Source organism: Pseudomonas sp. NY15356 (genome assembly GCF_048068175.1).
In the GTDB taxonomy this organism is placed as follows: Bacteria; Pseudomonadota; Gammaproteobacteria; order Pseudomonadales; family Pseudomonadaceae; genus Aquipseudomonas; species Aquipseudomonas putida_K.
On sequence record NZ_JBLUPW010000016.1, the window covers coordinates 1 to 23,643 of the forward strand.

Annotated in this window: 22 protein-coding genes and 3 tRNA genes; 20 read left to right on the forward strand and 5 right to left on the reverse strand. The window is 63.6% G+C overall.

All coding sequences use genetic code 11. The features are described from left to right. Nucleotides 1-239: 239 nt before the first annotated feature. From ACNFCI_RS14200 to ACNFCI_RS14210, 3 genes are read left to right on the forward strand one after another with little or no spacing between them, the layout of a single operon-like run. Nucleotides 240-899 carry a paraquat-inducible protein A gene (locus tag ACNFCI_RS14200; protein WP_368829389.1) on the forward strand — a complete coding sequence of 220 codons (660 nt, stop codon included), beginning with the start codon at nucleotides 240-242 and terminating at the stop codon, nucleotides 897-899. Then, nucleotides 886-1,509 (forward strand): paraquat-inducible protein A, encoded by a 624-nt coding sequence (locus ACNFCI_RS14205; protein ID WP_324818724.1) that lies wholly within the window; start codon nucleotides 886-888, stop codon nucleotides 1,507-1,509. Before ACNFCI_RS14200 ends, ACNFCI_RS14205 begins: the two co-directional genes overlap by 14 nt. Next, complete coding sequence (locus tag ACNFCI_RS14210) at nucleotides 1,502-3,802, forward strand: PqiB family protein (RefSeq protein WP_084857006.1); 2,301 nt, start codon at nucleotides 1,502-1,504, stop codon at nucleotides 3,800-3,802. Before ACNFCI_RS14205 ends, ACNFCI_RS14210 begins: the two co-directional genes overlap by 8 nt. Nucleotides 3,803-3,931: 129 nt before the next feature. Here ACNFCI_RS14210 and rpsT read toward each other — a convergent pair whose 3' ends face one another. Beyond that, complete coding sequence (gene rpsT, locus ACNFCI_RS14215; RefSeq protein WP_023382471.1) at nucleotides 3,932-4,210, reverse strand: 30S ribosomal protein S20; 279 nt, start codon at nucleotides 4,208-4,210, stop codon at nucleotides 3,932-3,934. Between the two features lie 251 nt (nucleotides 4,211-4,461). Between rpsT and murJ the strand changes: the two genes are divergently transcribed. From murJ to ispH, 6 genes are all read left to right on the forward strand, one after another. Beyond that, the gene (gene murJ / locus ACNFCI_RS14220) at nucleotides 4,462-6,000 is read left to right on the forward strand and encodes a murein biosynthesis integral membrane protein MurJ (RefSeq protein ID WP_324818729.1); all 1,539 of its coding nucleotides are present in this window, start codon (nucleotides 4,462-4,464) and stop codon (nucleotides 5,998-6,000) included. A gap of 118 nt (nucleotides 6,001-6,118) precedes the next feature. Next, nucleotides 6,119-7,069, forward strand: a complete 951-nt coding sequence (ribF, locus tag ACNFCI_RS14225; RefSeq protein WP_368829388.1) for a bifunctional riboflavin kinase/FAD synthetase — start codon at nucleotides 6,119-6,121, stop codon at nucleotides 7,067-7,069. Next, nucleotides 7,066-9,897: an isoleucine--tRNA ligase gene (gene ileS / locus ACNFCI_RS14230; protein WP_084857011.1), complete on the forward strand. Its 2,832-nt coding sequence runs from the start codon at nucleotides 7,066-7,068 to the stop codon at nucleotides 9,895-9,897. The genes ribF and ileS overlap by 4 nt, the downstream gene beginning before the upstream one ends. Further along, a complete protein-coding gene (gene lspA / locus ACNFCI_RS14235) occupies nucleotides 9,890-10,405 on the forward strand; it encodes a signal peptidase II (protein ID WP_084857012.1) in 516 nt (171 codons plus the stop codon). Before ileS ends, lspA begins: the two co-directional genes overlap by 8 nt. After that, nucleotides 10,398-10,835: an FKBP-type peptidyl-prolyl cis-trans isomerase gene (gene fkpB / locus ACNFCI_RS14240; RefSeq protein WP_084857014.1), complete on the forward strand. Its 438-nt coding sequence runs from the start codon at nucleotides 10,398-10,400 to the stop codon at nucleotides 10,833-10,835. Before lspA ends, fkpB begins: the two co-directional genes overlap by 8 nt. Before the next feature lie 14 nt (nucleotides 10,836-10,849). Beyond that, a complete protein-coding gene (ispH, locus tag ACNFCI_RS14245; protein ID WP_084857016.1) occupies nucleotides 10,850-11,797 on the forward strand; it encodes a 4-hydroxy-3-methylbut-2-enyl diphosphate reductase in 948 nt (315 codons plus the stop codon). Here ispH and ACNFCI_RS14250 read toward each other — a convergent pair whose 3' ends face one another. Continuing rightward, complete coding sequence (locus ACNFCI_RS14250; RefSeq protein WP_368829387.1) at nucleotides 11,798-12,289, reverse strand: GspH/FimT family pseudopilin; 492 nt, start codon at nucleotides 12,287-12,289, stop codon at nucleotides 11,798-11,800. A 107-nt stretch (nucleotides 12,290-12,396) separates the two neighbouring features. On the opposite strand from ACNFCI_RS14250, the gene ACNFCI_RS14255 reads away from it, so the two are divergent. From ACNFCI_RS14255 to thiO, 5 genes are read left to right on the forward strand one after another with little or no spacing between them, the layout of a single operon-like run. Next, nucleotides 12,397-12,744 (forward strand): type IV pilus modification PilV family protein, encoded by a 348-nt coding sequence (locus tag ACNFCI_RS14255; RefSeq protein ID WP_416768023.1) that lies wholly within the window; start codon nucleotides 12,397-12,399, stop codon nucleotides 12,742-12,744. Beyond that, the gene (locus tag ACNFCI_RS14260) at nucleotides 12,741-13,406 is read left to right on the forward strand and encodes a PilW family protein (protein WP_368829386.1); all 666 of its coding nucleotides are present in this window, start codon (nucleotides 12,741-12,743) and stop codon (nucleotides 13,404-13,406) included. The genes ACNFCI_RS14255 and ACNFCI_RS14260 overlap by 4 nt, the downstream gene beginning before the upstream one ends. Then, nucleotides 13,403-13,885, forward strand: coding sequence for a hypothetical protein (locus ACNFCI_RS14265; protein WP_084857019.1), 483 nt, complete (start codon nucleotides 13,403-13,405; stop codon nucleotides 13,883-13,885). Before ACNFCI_RS14260 ends, ACNFCI_RS14265 begins: the two co-directional genes overlap by 4 nt. Before the next feature lies 1 nt (nucleotide 13,886). Next, on the forward strand, nucleotides 13,887-14,285 hold the full coding sequence (locus ACNFCI_RS14270) for a type IV pilin protein (protein ID WP_416768024.1): 399 nt from the start codon (nucleotides 13,887-13,889) through the stop codon (nucleotides 14,283-14,285). A gap of 35 nt (nucleotides 14,286-14,320) precedes the next feature. Continuing rightward, nucleotides 14,321-15,421: a glycine oxidase ThiO gene (gene thiO / locus ACNFCI_RS14275; RefSeq protein ID WP_416768025.1), complete on the forward strand. Its 1,101-nt coding sequence runs from the start codon at nucleotides 14,321-14,323 to the stop codon at nucleotides 15,419-15,421. Between the two features lie 62 nt (nucleotides 15,422-15,483). On the opposite strand, the gene ACNFCI_RS14280 is transcribed toward thiO, so the two are convergent. After that, nucleotides 15,484-15,714: a PP0621 family protein gene (locus ACNFCI_RS14280; protein WP_084857024.1), complete on the reverse strand. Its 231-nt coding sequence runs from the start codon at nucleotides 15,712-15,714 to the stop codon at nucleotides 15,484-15,486. Nucleotides 15,715-15,808: 94 nt separating this feature from the next. After that, the gene (locus ACNFCI_RS14285) at nucleotides 15,809-16,828 is read right to left on the reverse strand and encodes an outer membrane protein assembly factor BamD (RefSeq protein ID WP_084857026.1); all 1,020 of its coding nucleotides are present in this window, start codon (nucleotides 16,826-16,828) and stop codon (nucleotides 15,809-15,811) included. Between the two features lie 148 nt (nucleotides 16,829-16,976). On the opposite strand from ACNFCI_RS14285, the gene rluD reads away from it, so the two are divergent. The 6 genes from rluD (at nucleotide 16,977) to ACNFCI_RS14315 (ending at nucleotide 22,101) form a co-directional block, all read left to right on the forward strand. Beyond that, the gene (gene rluD, locus ACNFCI_RS14290; RefSeq protein ID WP_196144454.1) at nucleotides 16,977-17,939 is read left to right on the forward strand and encodes a 23S rRNA pseudouridine(1911/1915/1917) synthase RluD; all 963 of its coding nucleotides are present in this window, start codon (nucleotides 16,977-16,979) and stop codon (nucleotides 17,937-17,939) included. Further along, nucleotides 17,936-18,673 (forward strand): peptidoglycan editing factor PgeF, encoded by a 738-nt coding sequence (gene pgeF, locus ACNFCI_RS14295; protein WP_416768026.1) that lies wholly within the window; start codon nucleotides 17,936-17,938, stop codon nucleotides 18,671-18,673. The genes rluD and pgeF overlap by 4 nt, the downstream gene beginning before the upstream one ends. A 256-nt stretch (nucleotides 18,674-18,929) precedes the next feature. Further along, nucleotides 18,930-21,494 carry an ATP-dependent chaperone ClpB gene (gene clpB, locus ACNFCI_RS14300; RefSeq protein WP_084857031.1) on the forward strand — a complete coding sequence of 855 codons (2,565 nt, stop codon included), beginning with the start codon at nucleotides 18,930-18,932 and terminating at the stop codon, nucleotides 21,492-21,494. A gap of 368 nt (nucleotides 21,495-21,862) precedes the next feature. Further along, nucleotides 21,863-21,938 (forward strand) — tRNA-Asn (locus ACNFCI_RS14305). Between the two features lie 4 nt (nucleotides 21,939-21,942). Further along, nucleotides 21,943-22,019: transfer RNA gene (locus tag ACNFCI_RS14310), tRNA-Pro, on the forward strand. A gap of 6 nt (nucleotides 22,020-22,025) precedes the next feature. Further along, nucleotides 22,026-22,101: transfer RNA gene (locus ACNFCI_RS14315), tRNA-Lys, on the forward strand. 178 nt (nucleotides 22,102-22,279) lie between these two features. Here the strand turns inward: ACNFCI_RS14315 and ACNFCI_RS14320 are convergent. Continuing rightward, complete coding sequence (locus ACNFCI_RS14320; protein WP_084857033.1) at nucleotides 22,280-23,575, reverse strand: NAD(P)/FAD-dependent oxidoreductase; 1,296 nt, start codon at nucleotides 23,573-23,575, stop codon at nucleotides 22,280-22,282. Between the last annotated feature and the right edge of the window lie 68 nt (nucleotides 23,576-23,643).

Consider the following 23,643-nt stretch of genomic DNA (forward strand, 5'->3'; position numbering starts at 1 on the left):
ACGATGCATCGCCGATGGTAGTGTGGGGCTTCCCCATGTGAGAGTAGGTCATCGTCAAGATTCATTTCGCAAAACCCCTATCTGCGCGAGCAGGTAGGGGTTTTGTCTTTCCGGTCACCGGAGCTGTGGGAGCGGTATAAGGGCTGCGCCTACATAAGGTGGGTTACCGTTATGGCTATCTCCCACAATTCGAGTCAGAACACTAGAATAGAGCCCATTCCTCCATTCAGACGTCTGATATGCCCAACCCCCCCGACTCCGAAGCGCTGGCTCAGTTGCCGCTGGAAAAGCTCGTTGCCTGCCATGAGTGCGACCTGCTGATGCGCAAGCCAACGTTGCAGAATGACGAAAAGGCGCATTGCCCCCGGTGCGGTTACGAGCTCTATGCTCACCGCCATAACGTGGTCAACCGCAGCCTGGCCCTGGTGATCACTGCACTGTTGCTTTATGTGCCCGCCAACTTCCTGCCCATCATGCAGCTGCACCTGCTTGGCCAGACCTCCGACGACACTGTCTGGAGCGGTGTGCTGGGCCTGTACAACTCGCAAATGCGTGGTGTTTCCGTGGTGGTGTTCCTGTGCAGCATGGCGATTCCGTTGCTCAAGCTGCTCTGCCAGTTGCTGGTATTGCTGAGCATCCGCCTGGATATCGGGCGCAGCCATGGCCTGCTCTTCTATCGTGTCTATCACCACCTGCGTGATTGGGGCATGCTCGAGGTGTATTTCATGGGGGTTCTGGTTGCGATCGTCAAACTGGTCGACCTGGCTGAACTAACCATAGGGCTTGGCCTGTTCTGTTTCATCAGCCTGTTGCTGGTTCAGGTGTGGCTGGAAGTCGTGATGTCGCCACACCAGATCTGGAGTGCACTGTCGGGGGAGGATGAGCATGCGAGCGCTTGATGCAGGCATCCTGGTCTGCAATGAATGCCATGAACTCAACCGCCAGGAACCTGGTAGTGATTCGCAGACCTGCACCCGCTGCGGGGCGATCGTGCATGCGCGTCGGCCTAACAGCATCGTGCGTACGTGGGCGTTGCTCATTACGGCGACCATTCTCTACATCCCTGCCAACGTCTTGCCGATCATGACGGTGAGTGCGTTGGGGCAGGGCAGCCCGGACACAATCATGTCCGGCGTCATCACCCTGCTCAAGCACGGCATGCTGCCCATTGCTGCCGTAGTGTTCATCGCCAGTATCCTGGTGCCGACGTTCAAGTTGGTCGGTATCGGGCTGCTGCTTTATTCGGTGCAGCGGCACCAGCCCCTGTCGGCCCGGCAGAGGATATTGATGTACCGCTTCATCGAATTCATCGGGCGCTGGTCCATGCTGGATATTTTCGTCATTGCCATCCTGGTGGCAGTGGTGAATTTCGGCCGCATCGCCAGCGTCGAAGCCAACCTGGGCGCCGTCGCTTTCGCCTCTGTGGTGATCTTGACGATGCTCGCTGCTTTAACTTTCGATCCCCGACTGATCTGGGATAACACGGAGTCGGATGACGACCATGAGTGACATGCCTACGGCTAAAACCCGACCAGCCTCGAACTGGTCGGCCATCTGGATCCTGCCGCTGATCGCATTGATGATCGGCGGTTGGCTGGCCTGGCAGGCCTATCGTGATTCGGGGGTGGATATCCAGGTGCGTTTCCTGTCCGGTGAAGGCATCGTCGCCAACAAGACCGAAGTCATCTACAAAGGCATGTCGGTCGGCAAGGTGAAGACCTTGGTGCTCGATGCGGAGGGCAGTAACACCGGTGTCATCGCCACCATCGAAATGAACAAGGCCGCCGAGCCGCACCTGACCACTGGTACGCGCTTCTGGCTGGTCAAGCCCAGCGTCAGCCTGGCGGGCATCTCCGGTCTGGAAACCCTGGTATCCGGCAACTACATCGCCGTCAGCCCTGGTGAGGGTGAGAAGACCAAGCGCTTCACGGCCTTGTCGGAGGCGCCACCGCTGTCTGACACCGAGCCGGGCCTGCACCTGACCCTCAAGGCGGATCGCCTGGGGTCGCTCAACCGCGACAGTCCTGTCTTCTACAAGCAGATCAAAGTCGGCCGGGTGAAGAGCTACCGCCTCTCCGAAGACCAGGATACCGTTGAGATCAAAATCTTCATCGAACCTGCCTACGCCAACCTGGTGCGCAAGCACACGCGTTTCTGGAATGCCAGCGGCATCAGCATCGATGCCGACCTGTCGGGCGTGAAGCTGCGCAGCGAGTCCCTGGCCAGCATCGTGGCCGGTGGCATCGCCTTCGCGACCCCCGAGCACCGCCAGGACAGCCCGCCGACCGATCCGACCCTGCCGTTCCGCCTGTACGAAGACTTCGACGCGGCCCAGGCCGGCATTCGGATCAAGGTCAAGCTGGCGGACTACGAGGGGCTGCAGGCCGGTCGTACGCCGGTCATGTACAAAGGTATTCAGGTCGGCTCGCTCAAGACCATGAAGATCGCCGATGATCTGAGCAGCGCCACGGCCGAGTTGACCCTGGACCCGCTGGCCGAAGACTACCTCGTCGAAGGCACGCAGTTCTGGGTGGTCAAACCGTCCATTTCGCTGGCGGGTATCACTGGCCTGGAAGCCCTGGTCAAAGGTAACTACATTGCCATCCGCCCGGGCGAGAAGGGCGCCAAGCCCCTGCGTGAGTTCGAGGCGCGTGCCAAGGCACCGCCGCTGGACCTCAAGGCGCCGGGCCTGCACATGGTGTTGTTCGCCGAAAACCTCGGCTCGCTCGAAGTCGGCAGCCCGGTGATGTATCGCCAGGTCAAGGTCGGTAGCGTGCAGAGCTACCAGTTCGCCCGCAACAGCAAGCGGATCCTGATCGGCGTGCATATCGAGAAGGAATACGCCAATCTGGTCAACGGCTCGTCACGGTTCTGGAACGCCAGCGGCATCACCCTCTCTGGTGACCTGTCAGGGATCAAGGTCAAGAGTGAGTCGTTGCAGACGCTTATGGCCGGTGGTATTGCCTTCGACACGCCGAAGCCGGATGTGCCCCTCAAGCGCCACATTCCACGTTTCCGCCTTCACGAGAACCAGGAAGCCGCCGACCGTGCCGGTACCCTGATCACCATTCGCGTCGATCGCGCCGATGGCCTCAAGCCGGGTACGGCGATTCGCTTCCGCGGCCTGGATGTGGGCAGCGTCGAGAGTGTCGACCTGACCGCTGACCTGCAGGCCGTGCTGCTGCGGGCGCGCATCACCCAGGCGCAGGCGCGCATCGCCCGTGCCGGCACCCAGTTCTGGGTGGTCAAGCCTGCCTTCGGCCTGGTACGTACCGAAAACCTCGACACCCTGGTGGGAGGGCAATATCTGGAAGTCTTGCCAGCCATCAAGGACAAGGGGCCCCAGCATGACTTCATCGCCTTGCCCGAAGCCCCCGAGGTGGCCGGCCCGGTGGTCGGGCTGCCGCTGACCCTCAGTGCGCCCCGGCGTGGTTCGATCAAGCCAGGCGTACCGGTGACCTATCGCGAGGTCACAGTCGGCAAGGTCACTGGCTTCGAGTTGGGGCAAACGGCAGACCGTGTGCTGATCCACATCCTCATTGAGCCTCGTTATGCGGCCCTGGTGCGCGGCGGCAGCCGTTTCTGGAACAGCAGTGGCTTCGGCTTCGACTGGGGCCTGTTCAAGGGTGCCACGGTGCGTACCGAGTCGCTGGAGACGTTGATCGATGGCGGTATCGCCTTCGCCACGCCGGAAGGCGAGCAGATGGGCAACCCGGCCCGGCCGCAGCAGACCTTCGCCTTGTTCGACAAGCCCGAGGATGAGTGGCTGAAATGGGCGCCGAAGATCCAGGTCGGCAAGTAAGCGTAGAGGGCCGCTATGCGGCCCTTTTTACTGGACGGCTTTTCCTGTGTAGGAGCGGGCGTGAATGCGCCCCAAATCGCAGGCAATAAAAAACCGACCCTAGGGTCGGTTTTTCGACAAGCGCGTCGCTTAGGCAGCTGCAGCTTCTTTCAGTGCCTTGATGTGGCCATTCAGACGGCCTTTGTGGCGAGCAGCCTTGTTCTTGTGGATGATGCCCTTGTCGGCCATACGGTCGATTACAGGCACAGCCAGGATGTAGGCGGCTTGCGCTTTTTCGGCGTCTTTTGCGTCGATGGCCTTGACTACATTCTTGATGTAGGTGCGGACCATGGAACGCAGGCTGGCGTTGTGGCTGCGACGCTTCTCAGCCTGTTTTGCACGTTTCTTGGCGGAAGGTGTGTTGGCCACCGTCGAGCTCCTCGAAAGACTTTAGGTAAATAGCAAACAAAATAGGCCGCGAATCATGCCGATCAGTCGAACGGTTGTCAAGGCCACCTTGAGGGATCCGCCGAGCGGTGCGCAAGCGAGAAGGAAGGATTTCTTTCTGCGCAGCGACCTGTAAACTCGGGAGTTTTGGCTTCCCCGTCAAAAGGCGCGGAAGTATCGCATATTCGGGCGCTTTCTGGCAGCGCCCTCCGTCTCAGGCGCGAATTTTTTCCATGAACCTGCTCAAATCCCTGGCCGCCGTCAGCTCCATCACCATGATTTCCCGGGTGCTCGGGTTCATACGCGATACCATCCTGGCCCGTGTATTCGGCGCCGGCATCGCCACCGATGCCTTCTTCATCGCCTTCAAGCTGCCCAACCTGCTGCGGCGCATCTTCGCCGAAGGGGCCTTCTCCCAGGCGTTCGTACCGATCCTGGCTGAGTACAAGACCCAGCAGGGCGAGGAGGCCACCCGAACCTTCATCGCCTACATCAGCGGCCTGCTGACCCTGGTCCTGGCCGTGGTCACGGCCTTGGGCATCCTCGCCGCGCCCTGGATCGTCTGGGTGACGGCCCCCGGTTTCGTCGACAGTGCCGAGCGCTACGAGCTGACCACGGCCCTGCTGCGGGTGACCTTTCCTTATATATTGCTGATTTCGTTGTCTTCGCTGGTAGGCGCGATCCTCAATACCTGGAACCGCTTTTCCGTCCCCGCGTTCACACCGACCCTGCTGAACGTGGCGATGATCGCCTTTGCCGTGCTGCTCACACCTTACTTCGACCCGCCGATCATGGCCCTGGCCTGGGGCGTGCTGGCCGGGGGCCTGGCGCAGCTGCTGTACCAACTGCCGGCGCTGAAGAAGATAGGCATGCTCGTGCTGCCGCGCGTGAGCCTGCGCGACACCGGCGTCTGGCGGGTGCTCAAACAGATGCTGCCGGCGATCCTCGGTGTGTCCGTCAGCCAGATCTCGCTGATCATCAACACCATCTTCGCGTCGTTCCTGGTAGCAGGTTCGGTCTCGTGGATGTACTACGCCGACCGTCTCATGGAGCTGCCCTCGGGCGTGCTGGGCGTGGCCCTGGGCACCATCCTGCTGCCAACCCTGGCCAAGACTTACGCCAACCGTGATCGCCACGAGTATTCGCGGATCCTCGACTGGGGCCTGCGCCTGTGCTTCCTGCTCGTATTGCCTTGCACCCTGGCCCTGGCGATCCTCGCCGAACCGCTGACCGTGGCGTTGTTCCAGTACGGCAAGTTCACTGCGTTCGATGCGGCCATGACCCAGCGAGCGCTGATCGCCTATTCCGTCGGCCTGCTGGCGATCATCCTGGTCAAGGTACTGGCACCGGGCTTCTATGCGCAGCAGAATATCCGCACGCCCGTGAAGATCGCGATCTTCACCCTGGTCTGCACGCAGTTGCTCAACCTGGCGCTCATCGGGCCGCTGCAGCATGCCGGGCTTGCCTTGGCCATCAGCCTCGGCGCCTGCCTCAATGCCGGCCTGTTGTACTGGAAGCTGCGCAGCCAGCAGCTGTTCCAGCCGCAGCCGGGCTGGACGATGTTCCTGCTCAAGCTGCTGCTGGCGGTTGCCTTGATGTCCGGCGTGCTGTTGGCCGGCATGCATTACCTGCCGGCCTGGGAGCAGGGGGGCATGCCTGAGCGGTTCTTGCGCCTGGGGGCGTTGATCCTGGCGGGTGTGGTGACCTACTTCGGTTGCCTGTACCTGTGCGGTTTCCGGCCCCGGCATTTCGCTCGCAAGGCCTTGCATTGAGGCCGATGGCGGGTCAGGCGTCGGTTTTTCGTATTCAACGCCGCCCTGTGGCGCTGCTGCCTGTCACCGGCGCCCGGGTGTGGTTATAATCGGCCACTTTATGAGCAAGAAGCGCGTTATGCAGCTGGTTCGAGGTCTTCACAACCTGCGCCCCGAGCACCGGGGCTGTGTCGCCACTATTGGCAACTTCGACGGGGTTCACCGTGGCCACCAGGCAATCCTGGCGCGCCTGCGTGAGCGTGGGCAGGCACTTGGCCTGCCGACTTGCGTGGTGATCTTCGAGCCGCAGCCGCGCGAATACTTCGCCCCCGACACTGCACCGGCACGCCTGGCGCGCCTGCGCGACAAGGTCGAGCTGCTGGCCGCCGAAGGCATCGACCGGGTCCTGTGCCTGGCCTTCAACCAGCGCCTGAGCACGCTCAGTGCCGACGAGTTCGTCAAGGCGATCCTGGTCGATGGCCTGGGCGTGCGCCACCTCGAGGTAGGGGATGACTTCCGTTTCGGCTGTGACCGCGCGGGCGACTTTGCCTTCCTGGTCGAGGCCGGCAAGCACTACGGTTTCTCCGTCGAGGCCGCCAACACTGTGATTCAGGACGGCCTGCGCGTCAGCAGCACCGAAGTGCGCAAGGCGCTGGCCGATGGCGACTTCGAGCTGGCCGAGCACCTGCTGGGCCGCCCATACCGTATTACCGGGCGTGTGCTGCACGGGCAGAAGCTGGCCCGCCAGCTCGGCACGCCGACTGCCAACATCCAGCTCAAGCGCCGCCGCGTGCCGCTGTCCGGGGTCTACCTGGCCAGCATCGAGATCGACGGCAAGGCCTGGCCGGGTGTCGGCAACATCGGGGTGCGCCCCACCGTCGCTGGCGACGGCCGGCCGCACCTCGAGATTCATCTACTGGACTATGCCGGCGATCTCTATGGCCGGCGCCTGACGGTGGAATTCCACCACAAGCTGCGCGAGGAGCAGCGTTTCGCCTCCCTGGAGGCGCTGAAGTCGGCGATCGACGCGGACATCGCCGCCGCACGTGCCCACTGGCACGCTCAACCGCTAACGAAGAGCCTGAAATGACCGACTACAAAGCCACGCTAAACCTTCCGGACACCGCCTTCCCGATGAAGGCCGGCCTGCCTCAGCGCGAACCGCAGATCCTGCAGCGCTGGGACAGCATTGGCCTGTACCAGAAGCTGCGCGAAATTGGCAAGGATCGTCCGAAGTTCGTCCTGCACGACGGCCCGCCCTACGCCAACGGCAAGATCCACATCGGTCATGCGCTGAACAAGATCCTCAAGGACATGATCGTCCGCTCCAAGACCCTGTCGGGCTTCGACGCGCCCTATGTACCGGGCTGGGACTGCCACGGCCTGCCGATCGAGCACAAGGTCGAGGTCACCCACGGCAAGCACCTGACTGCCGACCGCACCCGCGAGCTGTGCCGCGAATATGCCGCCGAGCAGATCGAAGGGCAGAAGACCGAGTTCATCCGCCTGGGCGTGTTGGGTGATTGGAACAATCCCTACAAGACCATGGACTTCGCCAACGAGGCCGGTGAAATCCGCGCCCTGGCCGAAATGGTCAAGCAAGGCTTCGTGTTCAAGGGCCTCAAGCCCGTGAACTGGTGCTTCGATTGCGGTTCGGCCCTGGCCGAGGCCGAGGTCGAGTACGCCGACAAGAAGTCCCAGACCATCGACGTGGCTTTCCCGGTCGCCGACGAGGCCAAGCTGGCCGCGGCCTTCGGCCTGGCCTCGCTGGCCAAGCCCGCCGCCATCGTGATCTGGACCACCACCCCTTGGACCATCCCGGCCAACCAGGCGCTGAACATCCACCCGGAGTTCAGCTATGCACTGGTCGACACCGGCGAGCGCCTGCTGGTACTGGCTGAAGAGCTGGTCGAGTCGTGCCTCAAGCGCTACAACCTGGAAGGCTCGGTGCTGGCCACCGCCCCGGGCTCCGCGCTGGAGCTGATCAACTTCCGCCACCCGTTCTACGACCGCCTGTCGCCCATCTACCTGGCCGACTACGTCGAGCTGGGCGCCGGTACCGGCGTTGTCCATTCCTCGCCCGCCTATGGTGAAGACGACTTCGTCACCTGCAAGCGCTACGGCATGGTCAACGACGACATCCTCACCCCGGTGCAGAGCAACGGCGTGTATGTCGATTCGCTGCCGTTCTTCGGCGGCCAGTTCATCTGGAAGGCCAACCCGGCCATCGTCGACAAGCTCAGCGAAGTCGGTGCGCTGATGCACACCGAGACCATCAGCCACAGCTACATGCACTGCTGGCGCCACAAGACCCCGCTGATCTACCGCGCCACAGCCCAGTGGTTCGTCGGCATGGACAAGCAGCCCAACACCGGCGAGCCGCTGCGCGAGCGTGCCCTCAAGGCCATCGAACAGACCAAGTTCGTCCCGTCCTGGGGCCAGGCGCGCCTGCACGCGATGATCGCCAACCGCCCCGACTGGTGCATCTCGCGCCAGCGTAACTGGGGTGTGCCGATTCCGTTCTTCCTCGACAAGCAGACCGGCGAGCTGCACCCGCGCACCGTCGAGCTGATGGAAGAAGTCGCCAAGCGTGTCGAGAAGGAAGGCATCGAGGCCTGGTTCAAGCTCGACGCCGCCGAACTGCTCGGTGAAGAAGCCGGCCAGTACGACAAGATCAGCGACACTCTGGACGTGTGGTTCGACTCCGGCACCACCCACTGGCACGTGCTGCGTGGCTCCCACGACATCGGCCACGCCACTGGCCCGCGCGCCGACCTGTACCTGGAAGGTTCTGACCAGCATCGCGGCTGGTTCCACTCCTCCCTGTTGACCGGTTGTGCCATCGACAATCACGCGCCGTACCGCGAGCTGCTGACCCACGGCTTCACCGTGGACGAGAGCGGCCGCAAGATGTCCAAGTCGCTGGGCAATACCATCGAGCCGCAGAAGGTCAACGATACCCTGGGTGCCGACATCCTGCGTCTGTGGGTTTCGGCCACCGACTATTCCGGCGAAATGGCCGTTTCCGAGCAGATCCTGCAGCGCAGCGCCGACGCCTACCGTCGTATCCGCAATACCGCGCGCTTCCTGCTGTCGAACCTGTCCGGCTTCGACCCGGCCCGCGACCTGCTGCCGGCCGACGATATGCTGGCCCTGGACCGCTGGGCCGTCGATCGCACCCTGCTGCTGCAGCGCGAGCTGGAGGAGCACTACAGCGAGTACCGTTTCTGGAACGTCTACTCCAAAGTGCACAACTTCTGTGTCCAGGAGCTGGGTGGCTTCTACCTCGACATCATCAAGGACCGCCAGTACACCACCGGCGCCAACAGCGTCGCCCGTCGTTCCTGCCAGACCGCGCTGTACCACATCAGTGAAGCGCTGGTGCGCTGGATCGCGCCGATCCTGGCGTTCACCGCCGACGAAATCTGGCAGTACCTGCCGGGCGAGCGTAACGAGTCGGTCATGCTCAACACCTGGTACCAGGGCCTGTCCGAGCTGCCTGAGGGCTTCGAGCTGGATCGCGCCTACTGGGACCGCGTCATGGCCGTCAAGGCCGCGGTCAACAAGGAACTGGAGAACCAGCGCGCCGCCAAGGCCATCGGTGGCAACCTGCAGGCCGAAGTCACCCTGTTCGCCGAAGAGGGCCTGAGCGCCGACCTGGCCAAGCTGGGTGACGAGCTGCGCTTCGTGCTGATCACCTCGGCGGCCAGTGTGGTGCCGTTCGTCCAGGCGCCGGCCGATGCCGTGACAACCGAAGTCGAAGGCCTCAAGCTGAAGGTCGTCAAATCCGGCCATGCCAAGTGCGGCCGTTGCTGGCACTTCCGTGCCGACGTCGGCAGCCATCCGGAGCACCCGGAAATCTGCAGCCGCTGCGTAGACAACCTCAGCGGTACCGGTGAGGTGCGCCACTATGCCTAACCTTGCAGCGGGGCGCTTCGGGCGCCTTGCCTGGCTCTGGCTGAGCCTGGTGGTACTGGTCCTGGACCAGGCCACCAAGGTCTACTTCGAAGGGGCCTTGAGCCTGTACCAGCAGATCGTGGTTATCCCCGACTACTTCAGCTGGACCCTGGCCTACAACACCGGCGCTGCGTTCAGCTTCCTCGCCGACAGCTCCGGCTGGCAGCGCTGGCTGTTCGCCCTGATCGCTCTGGTGGTCAGCGCCGTGCTGGTGGTCTGGCTCAAGCGCCTGGGGCGCGGTGAGACCTGGTTGGCCGTTGCCCTGGCGCTGGTGCTTGGCGGTGCGCTGGGCAACTTGTACGACCGTATCGTGCTGGGCCACGTGGTCGACTTCATCCTGGTGCACTGGCAGAACCGTTGGTATTTCCCGGCCTTCAACCTGGCCGACAGCGCAATCACCGTCGGTGCGGTGATGCTGGCGCTGGATATGTTCAAGAGCAAGAAGTCCGGAGAACCTGTCCATGACTGAGACCCGTATCGGCCAGAACACCGAAGTTACCCTGCACTTCGCGTTGCATCTGGAAAACGGCGACACCGTCGACAGCACCTTCGACAAGTCGCCGGCCACCTTCAAGGTCGGCGACGGCAACCTGTTGCCAGGTTTCGAGAATGCGCTGTTCGGCTTCAAGGCTGGTGACAAGCGCACCCTGACCATCGCCCCGGAGAACGCCTTCGGCCAGCCGAACCCGCAGAACGTGCAGGTCATGCCACGTTCGCAATTCACCGACATGGAATTGTCCGAAGGCCTGCTGGTGATCTTCAATGACGCCGCCAACGCCGAGTTGCCCGGTGTGGTCAAGGCATTCGACGACGCCCAGGTGACCATCGACTTCAATCACCCACTGGCCGGCAAGACCCTGACCTTCGAGGTGGAAATCCTCAAGGTCAAGGCCCTGTGAGCCTGGAGCCGAGCATGCAAATCAAACTCGCCAACCCTCGCGGCTTTTGCGCCGGGGTGGACCGGGCGATCGAGATCGTCAACCGCGCCCTGGAAGTCTTCGGCCCGCCGATCTATGTGCGCCACGAAGTGGTGCACAACAAGTTCGTGGTCGAGGACCTGCGCAATCGTGGCGCCATCTTCGTCGAAGAGCTCGACCAGGTGCCGGACGACGTCATCGTCATCTTCAGCGCCCATGGCGTTTCCCAGGCCGTGCGCCAGGAAGCTGCAGGCCGTGGTCTGAAAGTATTCGACGCCACCTGCCCGCTGGTGACCAAGGTGCACATCGAAGTGGCCAAGTACAGCCGCGACGGCAAGGAGTGCATCCTCATCGGCCATGCCGGGCACCCGGAAGTCGAAGGCACCATGGGCCAGTACGACGCCAGCAATGGCGGCGCCATTTACCTGGTGGAAGACGAGGAAGACGTCGCCAAGCTTGAGGTCCGCGACCCGCAGAACCTGGCCTTCGTCACCCAGACCACGCTGTCGATGGACGATACCAGCCGCGTCATCGATGCCCTGCGCGAGCGCTTCCCGAACATCGGCGGCCCGCGCAAGGATGACATCTGCTACGCCACCCAGAACCGCCAGGATGCGGTCAAGCAACTGGCCGGTGAGTGCGACGTGGTTCTGGTGGTCGGCAGCCCCAACAGCTCCAACTCCAACCGCCTGCGTGAGCTGGCCGAGCGCATGGGCACCCCGGCCTACCTGATCGACGGCGCCGAGGACATGCAGCAAGGCTGGTTCGACGGCGTCGCTCGCATCGGCATCACCGCTGGCGCTTCGGCCCCCGAGGTGCTGGTGCGTGGTGTCATCGAACAGCTGCGCGCCTGGGGCGCCACCGGTGCCGAAGAGCTCGATGGCCGCGAAGAGAACATCACGTTCTCCATGCCCAAGGAACTGCGGGTTCGCTCGCTGATCTGATCAGGCACCTGCGCACCGTGACGGCTCGTTCGACATGGTGCGCAGGTCGACCCTGCCGCTGGGGGCCAGCACTATCCAGTAACGACTTGCCTGCGCCGTGCGGCGGCAAATCTCCAGTGTTCCGCCCAGGAACCCACCGTTGCCTCGCAGCGGTACGCCCAATCCACTGAACTTCACTTCCTTGCCCAGGTTGCTGGCGATACTCAACTTGCGCGCCAGGCGTTGCTCGCGCAGCGATTGGTTGTTATGCGCCAAGCGTGTTCGCCATCCCTTGCCCCAATCACCCTCCAAGGGTTCAACCAACACCGTTTGTTGCTGCAGCAAAGCGTGGCTGCGTGCGCTGCGCAGGGCCTGTGCCAGGTCCCGGGCTGCAGAGGCGCGGTGTAGGTCGTCACTGAGCTGGTTGTAGGCCGGTAGCCCTACGTTTGCCAGAAGGCTGGCCAATGCCAGCGCGCACATCATTTGTATCAGTGTTACGCCACGTTGCTTCACCGTGCATTCCTCCCTGGAAGTGCTTCGCTGTAGCTTCAAGGCCGGTGGGCGGAGCGTCCAGTCGGCCAGGTCGAAGTGAAGAGGCAGGAAATTTCCCGGAGGGATGAATGGACGCGAAGGAGCGCGGCATGACGCTGCTGGAAGTGGTGTTGACGATCGTGGTACTGGCGCTTGGCTTGTTTGCCGCGGCGGCCCAGCAAATGCGTGGTTTGCAGGCGCTTGATGACGCGCGGCGCGAGACCCAGGCAGTGTTCCTGGCGCAAGGGTTGTTGGAGCGGAGTAGGGCCGCGGGCACCTTGGCGCCTGGCGAGAGGGCCGCCTGGCAAGGTCGGCTCGACCAGCTCCTGGGGGCTTCGGCGCAAGGGCGCGTAACGGAGGCCGGCCACGCCTTGGTGGTTGAGGTCCATCAAGCAGGCCAGTTATTAACCAGCCTGCAGGCCAGGGCATGGCCATGAACCGCTGCCAGGCCGGCTTCGGTTTGCTCGAAGCCCTGCTGGCGCTGGCGATCGGGTTGATGTTGCTGGGGGCGGCGAGTCAGCTGTTCGTCTCGGCCTACCACGCCTGGCAAGTGCAGTCTGTCGCCGTACGCTTGCAGGACGATGCCCGCCTAGCACTGCAACGGATGGCCCAGGACATCCGTATGGCCGGCATGTTCGGCTGCCTGCGCCAGGATGCCATCGTTTTTGAAAGCCAGGCCGCTGCCGAGGCGTTCGCCCAGCCATTGCAGATCACCCTGTCCGGGAATGGACGCCTCGAGAGCCTGGGGTTGGTCGGTGAGCAGTTGCCTGGTACCGGGCGGCAGCCTGACTGGGTGTTGCTTACGGACTGCCTGAGCTGGGCAGAGGTCAGGCATCGACCCCTACCGGGCAGCGGGGCGGCACTGGTGGTTCCTATCCAGCGCGTCACCTACCAATTGCATGGCGATACCTTGAGGCTTGGGCGCGCGGGCCAGGCACAAGCCTTGATCGACCGGGTGCGTGACCTGCGCGTGGTCCTGGTGCCAACCCACCAAGGTGGCCGGGTCGATCTGCAGCTCACGCTGTTCGATCCGCAACACCAGGTCGAGCTGCGGCACGAGGTGAGCGTTGCCCTGCGTAACGGGGAGCCCGACGTATGAAGCGTCAACGTGGCATCGCTCTTTTGACGGGGCTGGTGCTCAGCCTGTTGGCCGGGTTGCTGGCCGCCTCGGCCCTGCGCGACGCCTTGGTGCAGGCCTATATGGCCGGGCAGTTACGGGCCAGTGCCCAGGCCCTGGAGCAGGCCGAAGCTGTGTTGCTGGAGGGCAGGGCGCGGTTGTTGCTGGCACCACCAGGGCCGTGCCAGCGCTGTCGGCCACCTGCCGATGCCCATGACGTGCAGGGCGGGGAACCTGGCTGGCAATCCGCTGAGCAAGGGTTCTTCCTGTTGCAGAACCTGGGCGAAAGCACCCTGGTCGCGCACCTGCCCGACGGCGCCCGGGCGCGCCTGTATCGGGTGACCGCCGTCAGCCGCCAGCAGCAGGCGCGGCACGTGCTGGAGGCGGTCTATGCCCTGCAGCCGGGGCCGAACGCCCCACTTCGGCGCATCCTGTGGCGCCAACGCTTGAGGGAGCCATGACATGCAGCGAGGCCTGAGCCTGATCGAATTGTTGATTGTCGTGGCCGTCAGCGGCATTCTGGCAGCCATTGCCTACCCCAGTTACAGCGACCAGCTCAGGCGTGCCGCGCGAAGTGAAGTGGTTGGCCTGCTGCAGGACGCAGCCCTGCGCCTGGAGCGCCACCGTGCGCGCACGGGCCAATACGCAGGTTCCGACCCTCAGTTACCGCCATTGCCTGCCGGCACCCGCTACTACAGCGTACAGGTGCAACGCGATGACGACAGCTTCCGCCTGCTCGCCAGGCGCCAGCCCGATGGGCTGATGGCCGACGACCACTGCGGCGACTATCAGCTTGACCATGCCGGCGCGCGTGACAACCCAGGCGCAGGTGCGACGGCCGAAGGTTGCTGGGGTTATTGAAGGCCCGGTTCATATTTCAGGTAGTGGAACGACAGATGAGCAAGCAAGTAGTGATTGTCGGCGGCGGCGTGATCGGCCTGTTGACTGCGTTCAACCTCGCGCCGAAGCTCGACCGGGTGGTGGTCTGCGACCAGGGCGAAGTAGGGCGCGAGTCGTCCTGGGCCGGCGGAGGTATCGTCTCGCCGCTCTACCCTTGGCGCTACAGCCCGGCGGTGACCGCGCTGGCGCACTGGTCCCAGGACTTCTACCCGCAGTTGGGCGAGCGGCTGTTCGCCACGACCGGGATCGATCCTGAAGTACACACCACGGGCCTGTACTGGCTGGACCTGGACGACGAAGCCCAAGCCCTGGCATGGGCTGAGCGCGAGCAGCGGCCGCTGAGCGCCGTGGACATCTCGGCGGCCTACGATGCCGTGCCGGTTCTCGGCCCCGGCTTCAAGCGCGCCATCTACATGGCAGGCGTGGCCAATGTGCGCAATCCGCGGCTGGTCAAATCGCTCAAGGCTGCCTTGCAGGCCCTGCCCAACGTGACCCTGCGCGAGCACTGCGCGGTCACCGGGTTCCGGCAGGAGCAGGGGCGTGTAACCGGTGTGCAGACTGCCCAAGGTGTGCTGGAAGCCGATGACGTGGTGCTCAGCGCTGGCGCCTGGAGCGGCGACCTGCTCAAGACCCTGGGGCTGGCGTTGCCGGTCGAGCCGGTCAAGGGGCAGATGATCCTGTTCAAATGCGCCGAAGACTTCCTGCCGAGCATGGTATTGGCCAAGGGGCGCTACGCCATTCCGCGTCGCGACGGGCATATCCTGGTCGGCAGCACCCTGGAGCATGCCGGCTACGACAAGACGCCCACCGGCGAGGCACTGGAGAGCCTCAAGGCATCCGCGGTGGAGCTTCTGCCCGCCTTGGCCGATGCCACGGTGGTGGCGCACTGGGCAGGCCTTCGCCCAGGGTCGCCCGAGGGCATCCCCTATATCGGGCGCGTGCCGGGGCACGATGGGCTGTGGTTGAACTGCGGGCATTACCGCAACGGGCTGGTGCTGGCGCCGGCATCATGCCAGCTGTTCACTGACCTGCTGAGCGGCCGCGAGCCGATCATCGACCCGGCGCCTTATGCGCCAGGTCCGCGTCTGGTCGCGTGATGTAAGAGCGGGTAAACCCGCGCCCACACAATAACCTCTGGGAGCGGGCCACCCCCGAAACATCAACGCTGCGAGCCGGGCCCTTGCTCCAGGTGCGCCTGGCTGCAATACCAGTCGTTGCCCAGCCGCAGGGCGCGGTCATTGGGCAGGTGCACGCCGCAGTGGGCGCAGCGCACCATCTTCAGCGGGTCGTCGAGCTTGGGCTCGGCAGGAGTGTGTTGGCTGGCCTTGAACTTGCGCCACAGCCAGAACGCAGCGGCGATCAGGGCGATCCAGAAAAGTAGACGAACCATGGTGTCCAGCTTGTCGAGAATGAAGAGCGACAGTCTAGGGCGGCGCCAATAAAAAAGGGAGGCCTCGGGCCTCCCTTTCTCATGCAGCGGTCGATCAGTCGAACAGACCGAAGGTCATGTAGCTGAACCACGAACGGTCCTTCTCGGCTTCCTTCGGGCCTTCAGGGCGGATCGCATCACCGTCTTCGTCCTTGGGCAGCAGTTCTTCAGGCATTTCTGCACGAGCATCCTGGAACTGCTTGACCACGTCCTGGTTGGCGCGGGTCTCGCCCGGCGGCAGCGGGGTGTCGGTTTCGATCAGGCCCAGGGTCGCCTTGGACAGCCACGAGCGGTTGTCGGCTTCGTCCTGCTTGGGCTCGAACTGGCCATCGACCAGGCTTGGGTGGTCTGGGTAGTTGAGCTTGAGCGTTTCCAGGCTGGTGGCTGCCAGTTCGTCCAGGTGCAGGCGCTGGTAGGCCTCGACCATCACGGCCAGGCCGTCGCCAACCGATGGGGTTTCCTGGAAGTTCTCGACCACGTAGCGGCCACGGTTGGCCGCGGCCACGTAGGCCTGGCGGCTCAGGTAGTAGTCGGCCACGTGGATCTCGTAGGCCGCCAGCAGGTTGCGCAGGTAGATCATGCGCTGCTTGGCGTCCGGCGCGTAGCGGCTGTTGGGGAAGCGGCTGGTGAGCTGGGCGAACTCGTTGTAGGAGTCGCGGGCGGCGCCCGGGTCACGCTTGGTCATGTCCAGCGGCAGGAAGCGCGCCACCAGGCCACGGTCCTGGTCGAACGAGGTCAGGCCCTTGAGGTAGTAGGCGTAGTCGACGTTCGGGTGCTGCGGGTGCAGGCGGATGAAGCGCTCGGCGGCGGACTTGGCGGCTTCCGGCTCGGCGTTCTTGTAGTTGGCGTAGATCAGCTCCAACTGGGCCTGGTCGGCGTAGCGGCCGAACGGGTAGCGCGACTCCAGGGCCTTGAGCTTGCTCACGGCGCTGGTATAGCTGTGGTTGTCCAGGTCGGCCTGCGCCTGCTGGTACAGCTCGGCCTCGCTGAGGTTCTCGTCGACGACTTCCTTGTTGGAGGAACAGGCAGCGGTGAGCCCGAGGATGGCGATCAGCAGCAGGTGTTTCACTTGCATGGCGGCTTGCGTCCCTTTGACGGCCGCTGTCTTGGGCGGTGCCGTCCTGTTATGATGAGCGCCCCCGGCCGAACCCGGGGCAAAAGAAGTCGTATTTAACCACAAGCGTGCAGCCGAAACCAAAGGCTGTGCGCCCGCCGAATCGAGCATGTCCGAGATCATTCAACTTAGCGCAGAGGTCCCGTCCGAACTGGGCGGTCAACGCCTCGACCAGGTCGCCGCCCAACTCTTCTCCGAGTACTCGCGCTCGCGCCTGGCCTCGTGGATCAAGGACGGTCGCCTGACGGTCGACGGCGCGGTGCTGCGCCCGCGCGACACCGTCCACAGTGGCTCCATCCTGGCCCTGGAGGCCGAGCAGGAGGCCCAGGGCGAATGGGTGGCCCAGGACATCGAGCTGGACATCGTCTACGAAGACGACCAGATCCTGGTGATCAACAAGCCCGCCGGGCTGGTTGTGCACCCGGCGGCGGGCCATGCCGACGGCACCTTGCTCAATGCCCTGCTGCACCACGTGCCGGACATCGTCAACGTACCGCGCGCCGGTATCGTGCACCGCCTGGACAAAGACACCACCGGCCTGATGGTGGTCGCCAAGACCCTGCAGGCCCAGACCAATCTGGTCGACCAACTGCAAAAACGTTCGGTCAGCCGCATCTATGAATGCATCGTGGTTGGCGTGGTCACCGCCGGTGGCAAGATCGACGCGCCCATCGGTCGCCATGGTGGCATGCGCCAGCGCATGGCGGTGACCGACGGCGGCAAGCCTGCGGTCAGCCATTACCGTGTCCTCAAGCGCTTCCGCTCGCACACCCATGTGCGGGTCAAGCTGGAAACCGGCCGTACCCACCAGATTCGCGTGCACATGGCGCATGTGGGCTTCCCGCTGGTCGGCGACCAGACGTACGGCGGCCGTTTCCGCATCCCGCCGGCAGCCAGCGTGGCCATGGTCGAGGCGGTCAAGAACTTCCCGCGCCAGGCCCTGCATGCGCGCTTCCTGGCACTGGACCACCCGACCACCGGCGAGCGCATGGAATGGGCCTCGCCGCTGCCGGATGATTTCGTCTGGCTGCTGTCGCTGCTCAACCAGGACCGCGAGAGCTTCATCGGATGAGCGGCCTGACGCAGTCGCTGCTGTTCCCCGACTGGCCGGCCCCGGCCTCGGTTCGCGCCTGCGTCACCACTCGCCAGGGCGGCGTCAGCCTGCCGCCCTACGACACCTTCAACCTCGGTGACCACGTCGGCGACGACCCGGCCGCGGTCGCCGAGAACCGTCGCCGCCTGAGCGACGCATTCGGCATTCGCCCGGCCTGGCTCAAGCAGGTCCATGGCGTGGTCGTGGCCGACGCCGACCCGGCATGTGTGGCCGAGGCCGACGCCAGCTTCACCGACCAGCCCAACATCGCCTGCACCGTGATGACCGCCGACTGTCTGCCCGCGCTGTTCTGCGACCGCGCCGGCACCCGCGTGGCAGCGGCCCATGCCGGCTGGCGCGGGCTGGCGGGCGGTGTGCTCGAGGCCACCCTCGACCGCCTTGGCGTGCCTGCCGAGGATGTGCTGGTATGGCTTGGCCCGGCCATTGGCCCCCAGGCCTTCGAAGTCGGCATGGAAGTGCGCGATGCCTTCACCGCCGAACATCCTGAAGCGGCCCAAGCCTTCGTGCCGGGGCAGCGCCCGGGCAAGCTGATGGCCGATATCTACCAGCTCGCCCGCATTCGCCTGGCGGCCCGTGGCGTCACCGCCGTGTATGGCGGCGGCCTGTGCACGGTCAACGACCCGCGCTTCTTCTCCTATCGCCGCACGCCGCAAGGCGGGCGCTTCGCCTCCCTGGTATGGCTGCAAGCCTGAGCCACACTTCCTTGTAGGAACGGTGGGAGCAACTGCCCTGCAAAGTTTCTGAGCACTGGCCCGATCCTTGTGGGAGCCGGCTTGCCGGCGATTGGGCTGCAAAGCAGCCCAGTCACAACTCAACCTGCTGACCCGTGTCAACCCCGCTACGCTTGAATCTTTCAGAATCACCCTTATCTATTGGTCATCTCAGGCAGGTTTCTTCATTACAGGTGCTATCCATCGCTCCGCCTGCCCTTATAGGAAGGTATCCCCCATGCGAATAGACCGTTTGACCAGTAAGCTGCAACTGGCGTTATCCGATTCCCAATCCCTGGCCGTGGGCATGGACCACCCGGCCATCGAGCCCGTGCACCTGATGCAGGCGCTTATCGACCAGCAGGGCGGCTCCATCAAACCCCTGCTGATGCAGGTCGGCTTCGATGTCAATGGCCTGCGCCAGGCCTTGGCGAAGGAGATGGACCATCTGCCGAAGATCCAGAACCCTACCGGCGATGTGAACATGTCCCAGGACCTGGCGCGCCTGCTCAACCAGGCTGACCGCCTGGCCCAGCAGAAGGGCGACCAGTTCATTTCCAGCGAGCTGGTGCTGCTGGCTGCCATGGACGAGAACAGCAAGCTTGGCAAGCTGCTGCTCAGCCAGGGCGTGAGCAAGAAAGCCCTGGAGAACGCCATCAACAACCTGCGCGGCGGCGCGGCGGTCAACGACCCCAACGCCGAGGAGTCGCGCCAGGCCCTGGACAAGTACACCGTCGACCTGACCAAGCGTGCCGAGGAAGGCAAGCTCGACCCGGTCATCGGCCGTGACGACGAGATCCGTCGTACCGTGCAGGTGCTGCAGCGCCGTACCAAGAACAACCCCGTGCTGATCGGCGAGCCTGGCGTCGGCAAGACCGCCATCGCCGAAGGCTTGGCCCAGCGCATCATCAACGGTGAAGTACCCGACGGCCTCAAGGGCAAGCGCCTGCTGGCGCTGGACATGGGCGCACTGATCGCCGGCGCCAAATACCGCGGCGAGTTCGAGGAGCGCCTGAAGGCCCTGCTCAACGAGCTGTCCAAGCAGGAAGGGCAGATCATCCTGTTCATCGACGAACTGCACACCATGGTCGGCGCTGGTAAAGGCGAGGGCGCCATGGACGCCGGCAATATGCTCAAGCCGGCCCTGGCCCGTGGTGAGCTGCACTGCGTCGGTGCCACCACGCTGAACGAGTACCGCCAGTTCATCGAGAAGGACGCCGCCCTCGAGCGCCGGTTCCAGAAGGTGCTGGTCGACGAGCCGAGCGAGGAAGACACCATTGCCATCCTGCGCGGCCTGAAAGAGCGCTATGAGGTACACCACAAGGTGGCCATCACCGACGGTGCGATCATCGCAGCGGCCAAGCTCAGCCACCGCTACATCACCGACCGCCAACTGCCGGATAAGGCCATCGACCTGATCGACGAAGCGGCCAGCCGCATTCGTATGGAGATCGACTCCAAGCCGGAAGTGCTCGACCGTCTCGACCGTCGCCTGATCCAGCTGAAGGTGGAATCCCAGGCCCTGAAGAAGGAAGAGGACGAAGCGGCCAAGAAGCGCCTGGAGAAACTCACTGAGGAAATCCAGCGCCTTGAGCGCGAATATTCCGACCTCGAGGAAATCTGGGCGTCGGAAAAAGCCGAGGTGCAGGGGTCGGCACAGATCCAGCAAAAGATCGAGCAGGCGCGTCAGGAACTCGAGGCCGCCCGCCGCAAGGGCGACCTGAGCCGCATGGCCGAGCTGCAGTACGGGGTGATCCCGGACCTGGAGCGCAGCCTGCAGATGGTCGATCAGCATGGCAAGAGCGAGAACCAGCTGCTGCGCAACAAGGTGACCGAGGAAGAGATCGCCGAAGTGGTGTCCAAGTGGACCGGCATCCCAGTGGCCAAGATGCTCGAAGGCGAGCGTGAGAAGCTGCTGAAGATGGAAGAGCTGCTGCACCAGCGCGTCATCGGCCAGAACGAAGCCGTTACCGCCGTGGCCAACGCCGTGCGCCGCTCCCGGGCTGGCCTGGCCGACCCGAACCGGCCGAGTGGCTCGTTCCTGTTCCTTGGCCCTACCGGCGTGGGCAAGACCGAGCTGTGCAAGGCGTTGGCCGAATTCCTGTTCGACACCGAAGAGGCCATGGTGCGTATCGACATGTCCGAATTCATGGAGAAACACTCCGTGGCTCGGTTGATCGGTGCCCCGCCCGGGTACGTGGGCTACGAGGAGGGCGGCTACCTGACCGAGGCTGTGCGGCGCAAACCCTACTCGGTGGTGCTGCTCGACGAAGTGGAGAAGGCGCACCCGGATGTATTCAACGTGTTGCTGCAGGTGCTCGAGGATGGCCGCCTGACCGACAGCCATGGCCGTACGGTGGACTTCCGCAACACGGTGATCGTGATGACCTCCAACCTGGGCTCGGCGCAGATCCAGGAACTAGCCGGTGATCGCGAGGCCCAGCGGGCGGCGGTGATGGATGCAGTGAGCTCGCACTTCCGTCCGGAGTTCATCAACCGGATCGACGAAGTGGTGGTGTTCGAGCCCTTGGGCCGCGACCAGATCGCCGGCATCACCGAGATCCAGCTCGGCCGCCTGCGCAGCCGCCTGGCCGAGCGCGAGCTGTCGCTGAGCCTGAGCCCGGAGGCCTTGGACAAGCTGATCGCCGTCGGCTACGACCCGGTGTATGGCGCACGTCCGCTCAAGCGTGCGATCCAGCGTTGGATCGAAAACCCGCTGGCGCAGTTGATCCTCAGCGGGCAGTTCCTGCCAGGCGCGGCGATCACCGCCAAGGTCGAAGGCGACGAAATCGTCTTCGCTTGAGCCCGGCAGTAAAGAAAGAGCCCCGCATTGGCGGGGCTCTTTCGTATCGGCTTCCTGGTGTTGGGCCTGCCGACGCAGTTGCGGGACAACGCAACCCCCTGATTTTTCTGGACCCGATCTAACTTGCTGAAAATTTTGAAAAAAATACTTGCACAGAAAATCGAGTGCCCCTAATATACGCCCCGCTGTCAGGCACTACACAGATCACCGGCGGTACAAGGGATCTGAAAACAATTTGCAAATCAGTAACTTGAAAGCAAATTGGGGGTTGACAAGCAAAACGAAGAATGTAGAATAGCCGGCCTCAGCAGCGACAACGCTGAAGAGTTCGAAGCTAACACAGACTTCGAAGTTGTACGAAGTTCAGTTCCGCGATAGCTCAGTCGGTAGAGCAAATGACTGTTAATCATTGGGTCCCTGGTTCGAGTCCAGGTCGCGGAGCCAATTTCGGGGTGTAGCGCAGTCCGGTAGCGCGCCTGCTTTGGGAGCAGGATGTCAGGAGTTCGAATCCCCTCACCCCGACCATTTTCCGGGTCGTTAGCTCAGTTGGTAGAGCAGTTGGCTTTTAACCAATTGGTCGTAGGTTCGAATCCTACACGACCCACCATGTAAAAAGGGCATCTCGAATGAGATGCCCTTTTTCTTTGCCTCGAATTTGATACGCCTGCGATTTTGGGCCTGCCTTGCAGGCCTTCGCGGCACAAGGCCGCTCCTACAGGAAAACGCGATCCTGTGTAGGAGCGGCCTTGCGCCGCGAAAGGGGCGCCAAGCGCCCCCAGCGATCGTCAGTGCAACTTCAACCGCGGCTCGGTACCCCGTCCAATCTTGCTCCCGAGCATCATCATCGCCGTGCGGAAGAACCCGTACAGCGCCATCTGGTGCATCCGGTACAGAGATACATAGAACATCCGCGCTAGCCAGCCCTCCAGCTTCACGCTGCCCATCAGGTTACCCATCAGGTTGCCCACCGCCGAGAAGCGCGACAGCGACACCAGCGAGCCATAGTCCTTGTATTCGTAGCTTGGCAGCGGCTTGTTCTCCAGGCGCGCCTTGAGGCTCTTGGCCAGCATCGAAGCCTGCTGGTGTGCCGCCTGTGCCCGTGGCGGCACATTGCGGTCGCTGCCCGGTTGCGGGCAGGCGGCGCAGTCGCCGAAGGCGAAGATGTCATCGTCGCGGGTGGTCTGCAGGGTAGGGCGCACCACCAACTGGTTGATACGGTTGGTCTCCAGCCCGTCGATGTCCTTGAGGAAGCCCGGCGCGCGGATACCGGCCGCCCACACCTTCAAGCTGGCCTGGATCACTTCGCCGGAAGCCGTCTTCAACCCATCCTCGGTCACCTCACTGACCGCCGCATTGGTCATCACCGTCACCCCGAGCTTTTCCAGGGTTTTGTGCACCGGCACGCTGATGCGCTCGGGCAAGGCAGGCAGCACGCGCGGGCCGGCCTCGATCAGGGTGATGTGCATGTCCTTGGGCTGGATGCGGTCCAGGCCATAGGCCGCCAGTTCATGGGCCGCATGGTGCAGCTCGGCCGCCAGTTCCACGCCTGTTGCGCCGGCGCCGACGATGGCCACGCTGATCTTCTCGCTGGCCACATCACCGGCATGGGCGCGCAGGTAATGGTTGAGCAGCTGCTGATGGAAGCGCTCGGCCTGCTTGCGGGTGTCCAGGAACAGGCAGTGTTGCGCCGCACCCAGGGTGCCGAAGTCGTTGGTGTTGCTGCCGACGGCGATCACCAGCGTGTCGTAGCCCAAGGTGCGCGCAGGCAACAGCTCGCGGCCCTCTTCATCGAGGGTCGCGGCCAGTTGGATCTGCTTGGTTTCCCGGTCCAGCCCGCTCATGCGTCCCAGCTGGAAATTGAAGTGGTTCCACTTGGCCTGGGCCACGTAGTTCAGTTCGTCTTCCGAGGAGTTCAGCGAGCCTGCGGCCACTTCGTGCAGCAAAGGTTTCCAGATGTGCGTCAGGTTGGCGTCGACCAGGGTGATCTCGGCCTGCTTGCGCTTGCCCAGGCTTTTACCCAGGCGGGTCGCCAGTTCCAGGCCGCCGGCGCCGCCGCCGACAATCACGATGCGATGAGTCATTGGGATATCTCACAAGTTTTACGGAATTCGTGGCCATGTCGGCCGGCCGCGGCTTGCAGGAGGGGAGG

What these genes read in the sequence shown, in the direction of transcription:
- ACNFCI_RS14255 (WP_416768023.1), top strand. Translation starts at nt 12,397, where the DNA reads ATGGACGCGAAGGAGCGCGGCATGACGCTGCTGGAAGTGGTGTTGACG.
- ispH (WP_084857016.1), top strand. Translation starts at nt 10,850, where the DNA reads ATGCAAATCAAACTCGCCAACCCTCGCGGCTTTTGCGCCGGGGTGGAC.
- ACNFCI_RS14270 (WP_416768024.1), top strand. Translation starts at nt 13,887, where the DNA reads ATGCAGCGAGGCCTGAGCCTGATCGAATTGTTGATTGTCGTGGCCGTC.
- ACNFCI_RS14200 (WP_368829389.1), top strand. Translation starts at nt 240, where the DNA reads ATGCCCAACCCCCCCGACTCCGAAGCGCTGGCTCAGTTGCCGCTGGAA.
- lspA (WP_084857012.1), top strand. Translation starts at nt 9,890, where the DNA reads ATGCCTAACCTTGCAGCGGGGCGCTTCGGGCGCCTTGCCTGGCTCTGG.
- fkpB (WP_084857014.1), top strand. Translation starts at nt 10,398, where the DNA reads ATGACTGAGACCCGTATCGGCCAGAACACCGAAGTTACCCTGCACTTC.
- thiO (WP_416768025.1), top strand. Translation starts at nt 14,321, where the DNA reads ATGAGCAAGCAAGTAGTGATTGTCGGCGGCGGCGTGATCGGCCTGTTG.
- ACNFCI_RS14260 (WP_368829386.1), top strand. Translation starts at nt 12,741, where the DNA reads ATGAACCGCTGCCAGGCCGGCTTCGGTTTGCTCGAAGCCCTGCTGGCG.
- ACNFCI_RS14265 (WP_084857019.1), top strand. Translation starts at nt 13,403, where the DNA reads ATGAAGCGTCAACGTGGCATCGCTCTTTTGACGGGGCTGGTGCTCAGC.
- murJ (WP_324818729.1), top strand. Translation starts at nt 4,462, where the DNA reads ATGAACCTGCTCAAATCCCTGGCCGCCGTCAGCTCCATCACCATGATT.
- ileS (WP_084857011.1), top strand. Translation starts at nt 7,066, where the DNA reads ATGACCGACTACAAAGCCACGCTAAACCTTCCGGACACCGCCTTCCCG.
- pgeF (WP_416768026.1), top strand. Translation starts at nt 17,936, where the DNA reads ATGAGCGGCCTGACGCAGTCGCTGCTGTTCCCCGACTGGCCGGCCCCG.
- ACNFCI_RS14320 (WP_084857033.1), bottom strand. Translation starts at nt 23,575, where the DNA reads ATGACTCATCGCATCGTGATTGTCGGCGGCGGCGCCGGCGGCCTGGAA.
- ACNFCI_RS14205 (WP_324818724.1), top strand. Translation starts at nt 886, where the DNA reads ATGCGAGCGCTTGATGCAGGCATCCTGGTCTGCAATGAATGCCATGAA.
- ACNFCI_RS14280 (WP_084857024.1), bottom strand. Translation starts at nt 15,714, where the DNA reads ATGGTTCGTCTACTTTTCTGGATCGCCCTGATCGCCGCTGCGTTCTGG.
- clpB (WP_084857031.1), top strand. Translation starts at nt 18,930, where the DNA reads ATGCGAATAGACCGTTTGACCAGTAAGCTGCAACTGGCGTTATCCGAT.
- ribF (WP_368829388.1), top strand. Translation starts at nt 6,119, where the DNA reads ATGCAGCTGGTTCGAGGTCTTCACAACCTGCGCCCCGAGCACCGGGGC.
- rluD (WP_196144454.1), top strand. Translation starts at nt 16,977, where the DNA reads ATGTCCGAGATCATTCAACTTAGCGCAGAGGTCCCGTCCGAACTGGGC.
- ACNFCI_RS14285 (WP_084857026.1), bottom strand. Translation starts at nt 16,828, where the DNA reads ATGCAAGTGAAACACCTGCTGCTGATCGCCATCCTCGGGCTCACCGCT.
- ACNFCI_RS14210 (WP_084857006.1), top strand. Translation starts at nt 1,502, where the DNA reads ATGAGTGACATGCCTACGGCTAAAACCCGACCAGCCTCGAACTGGTCG.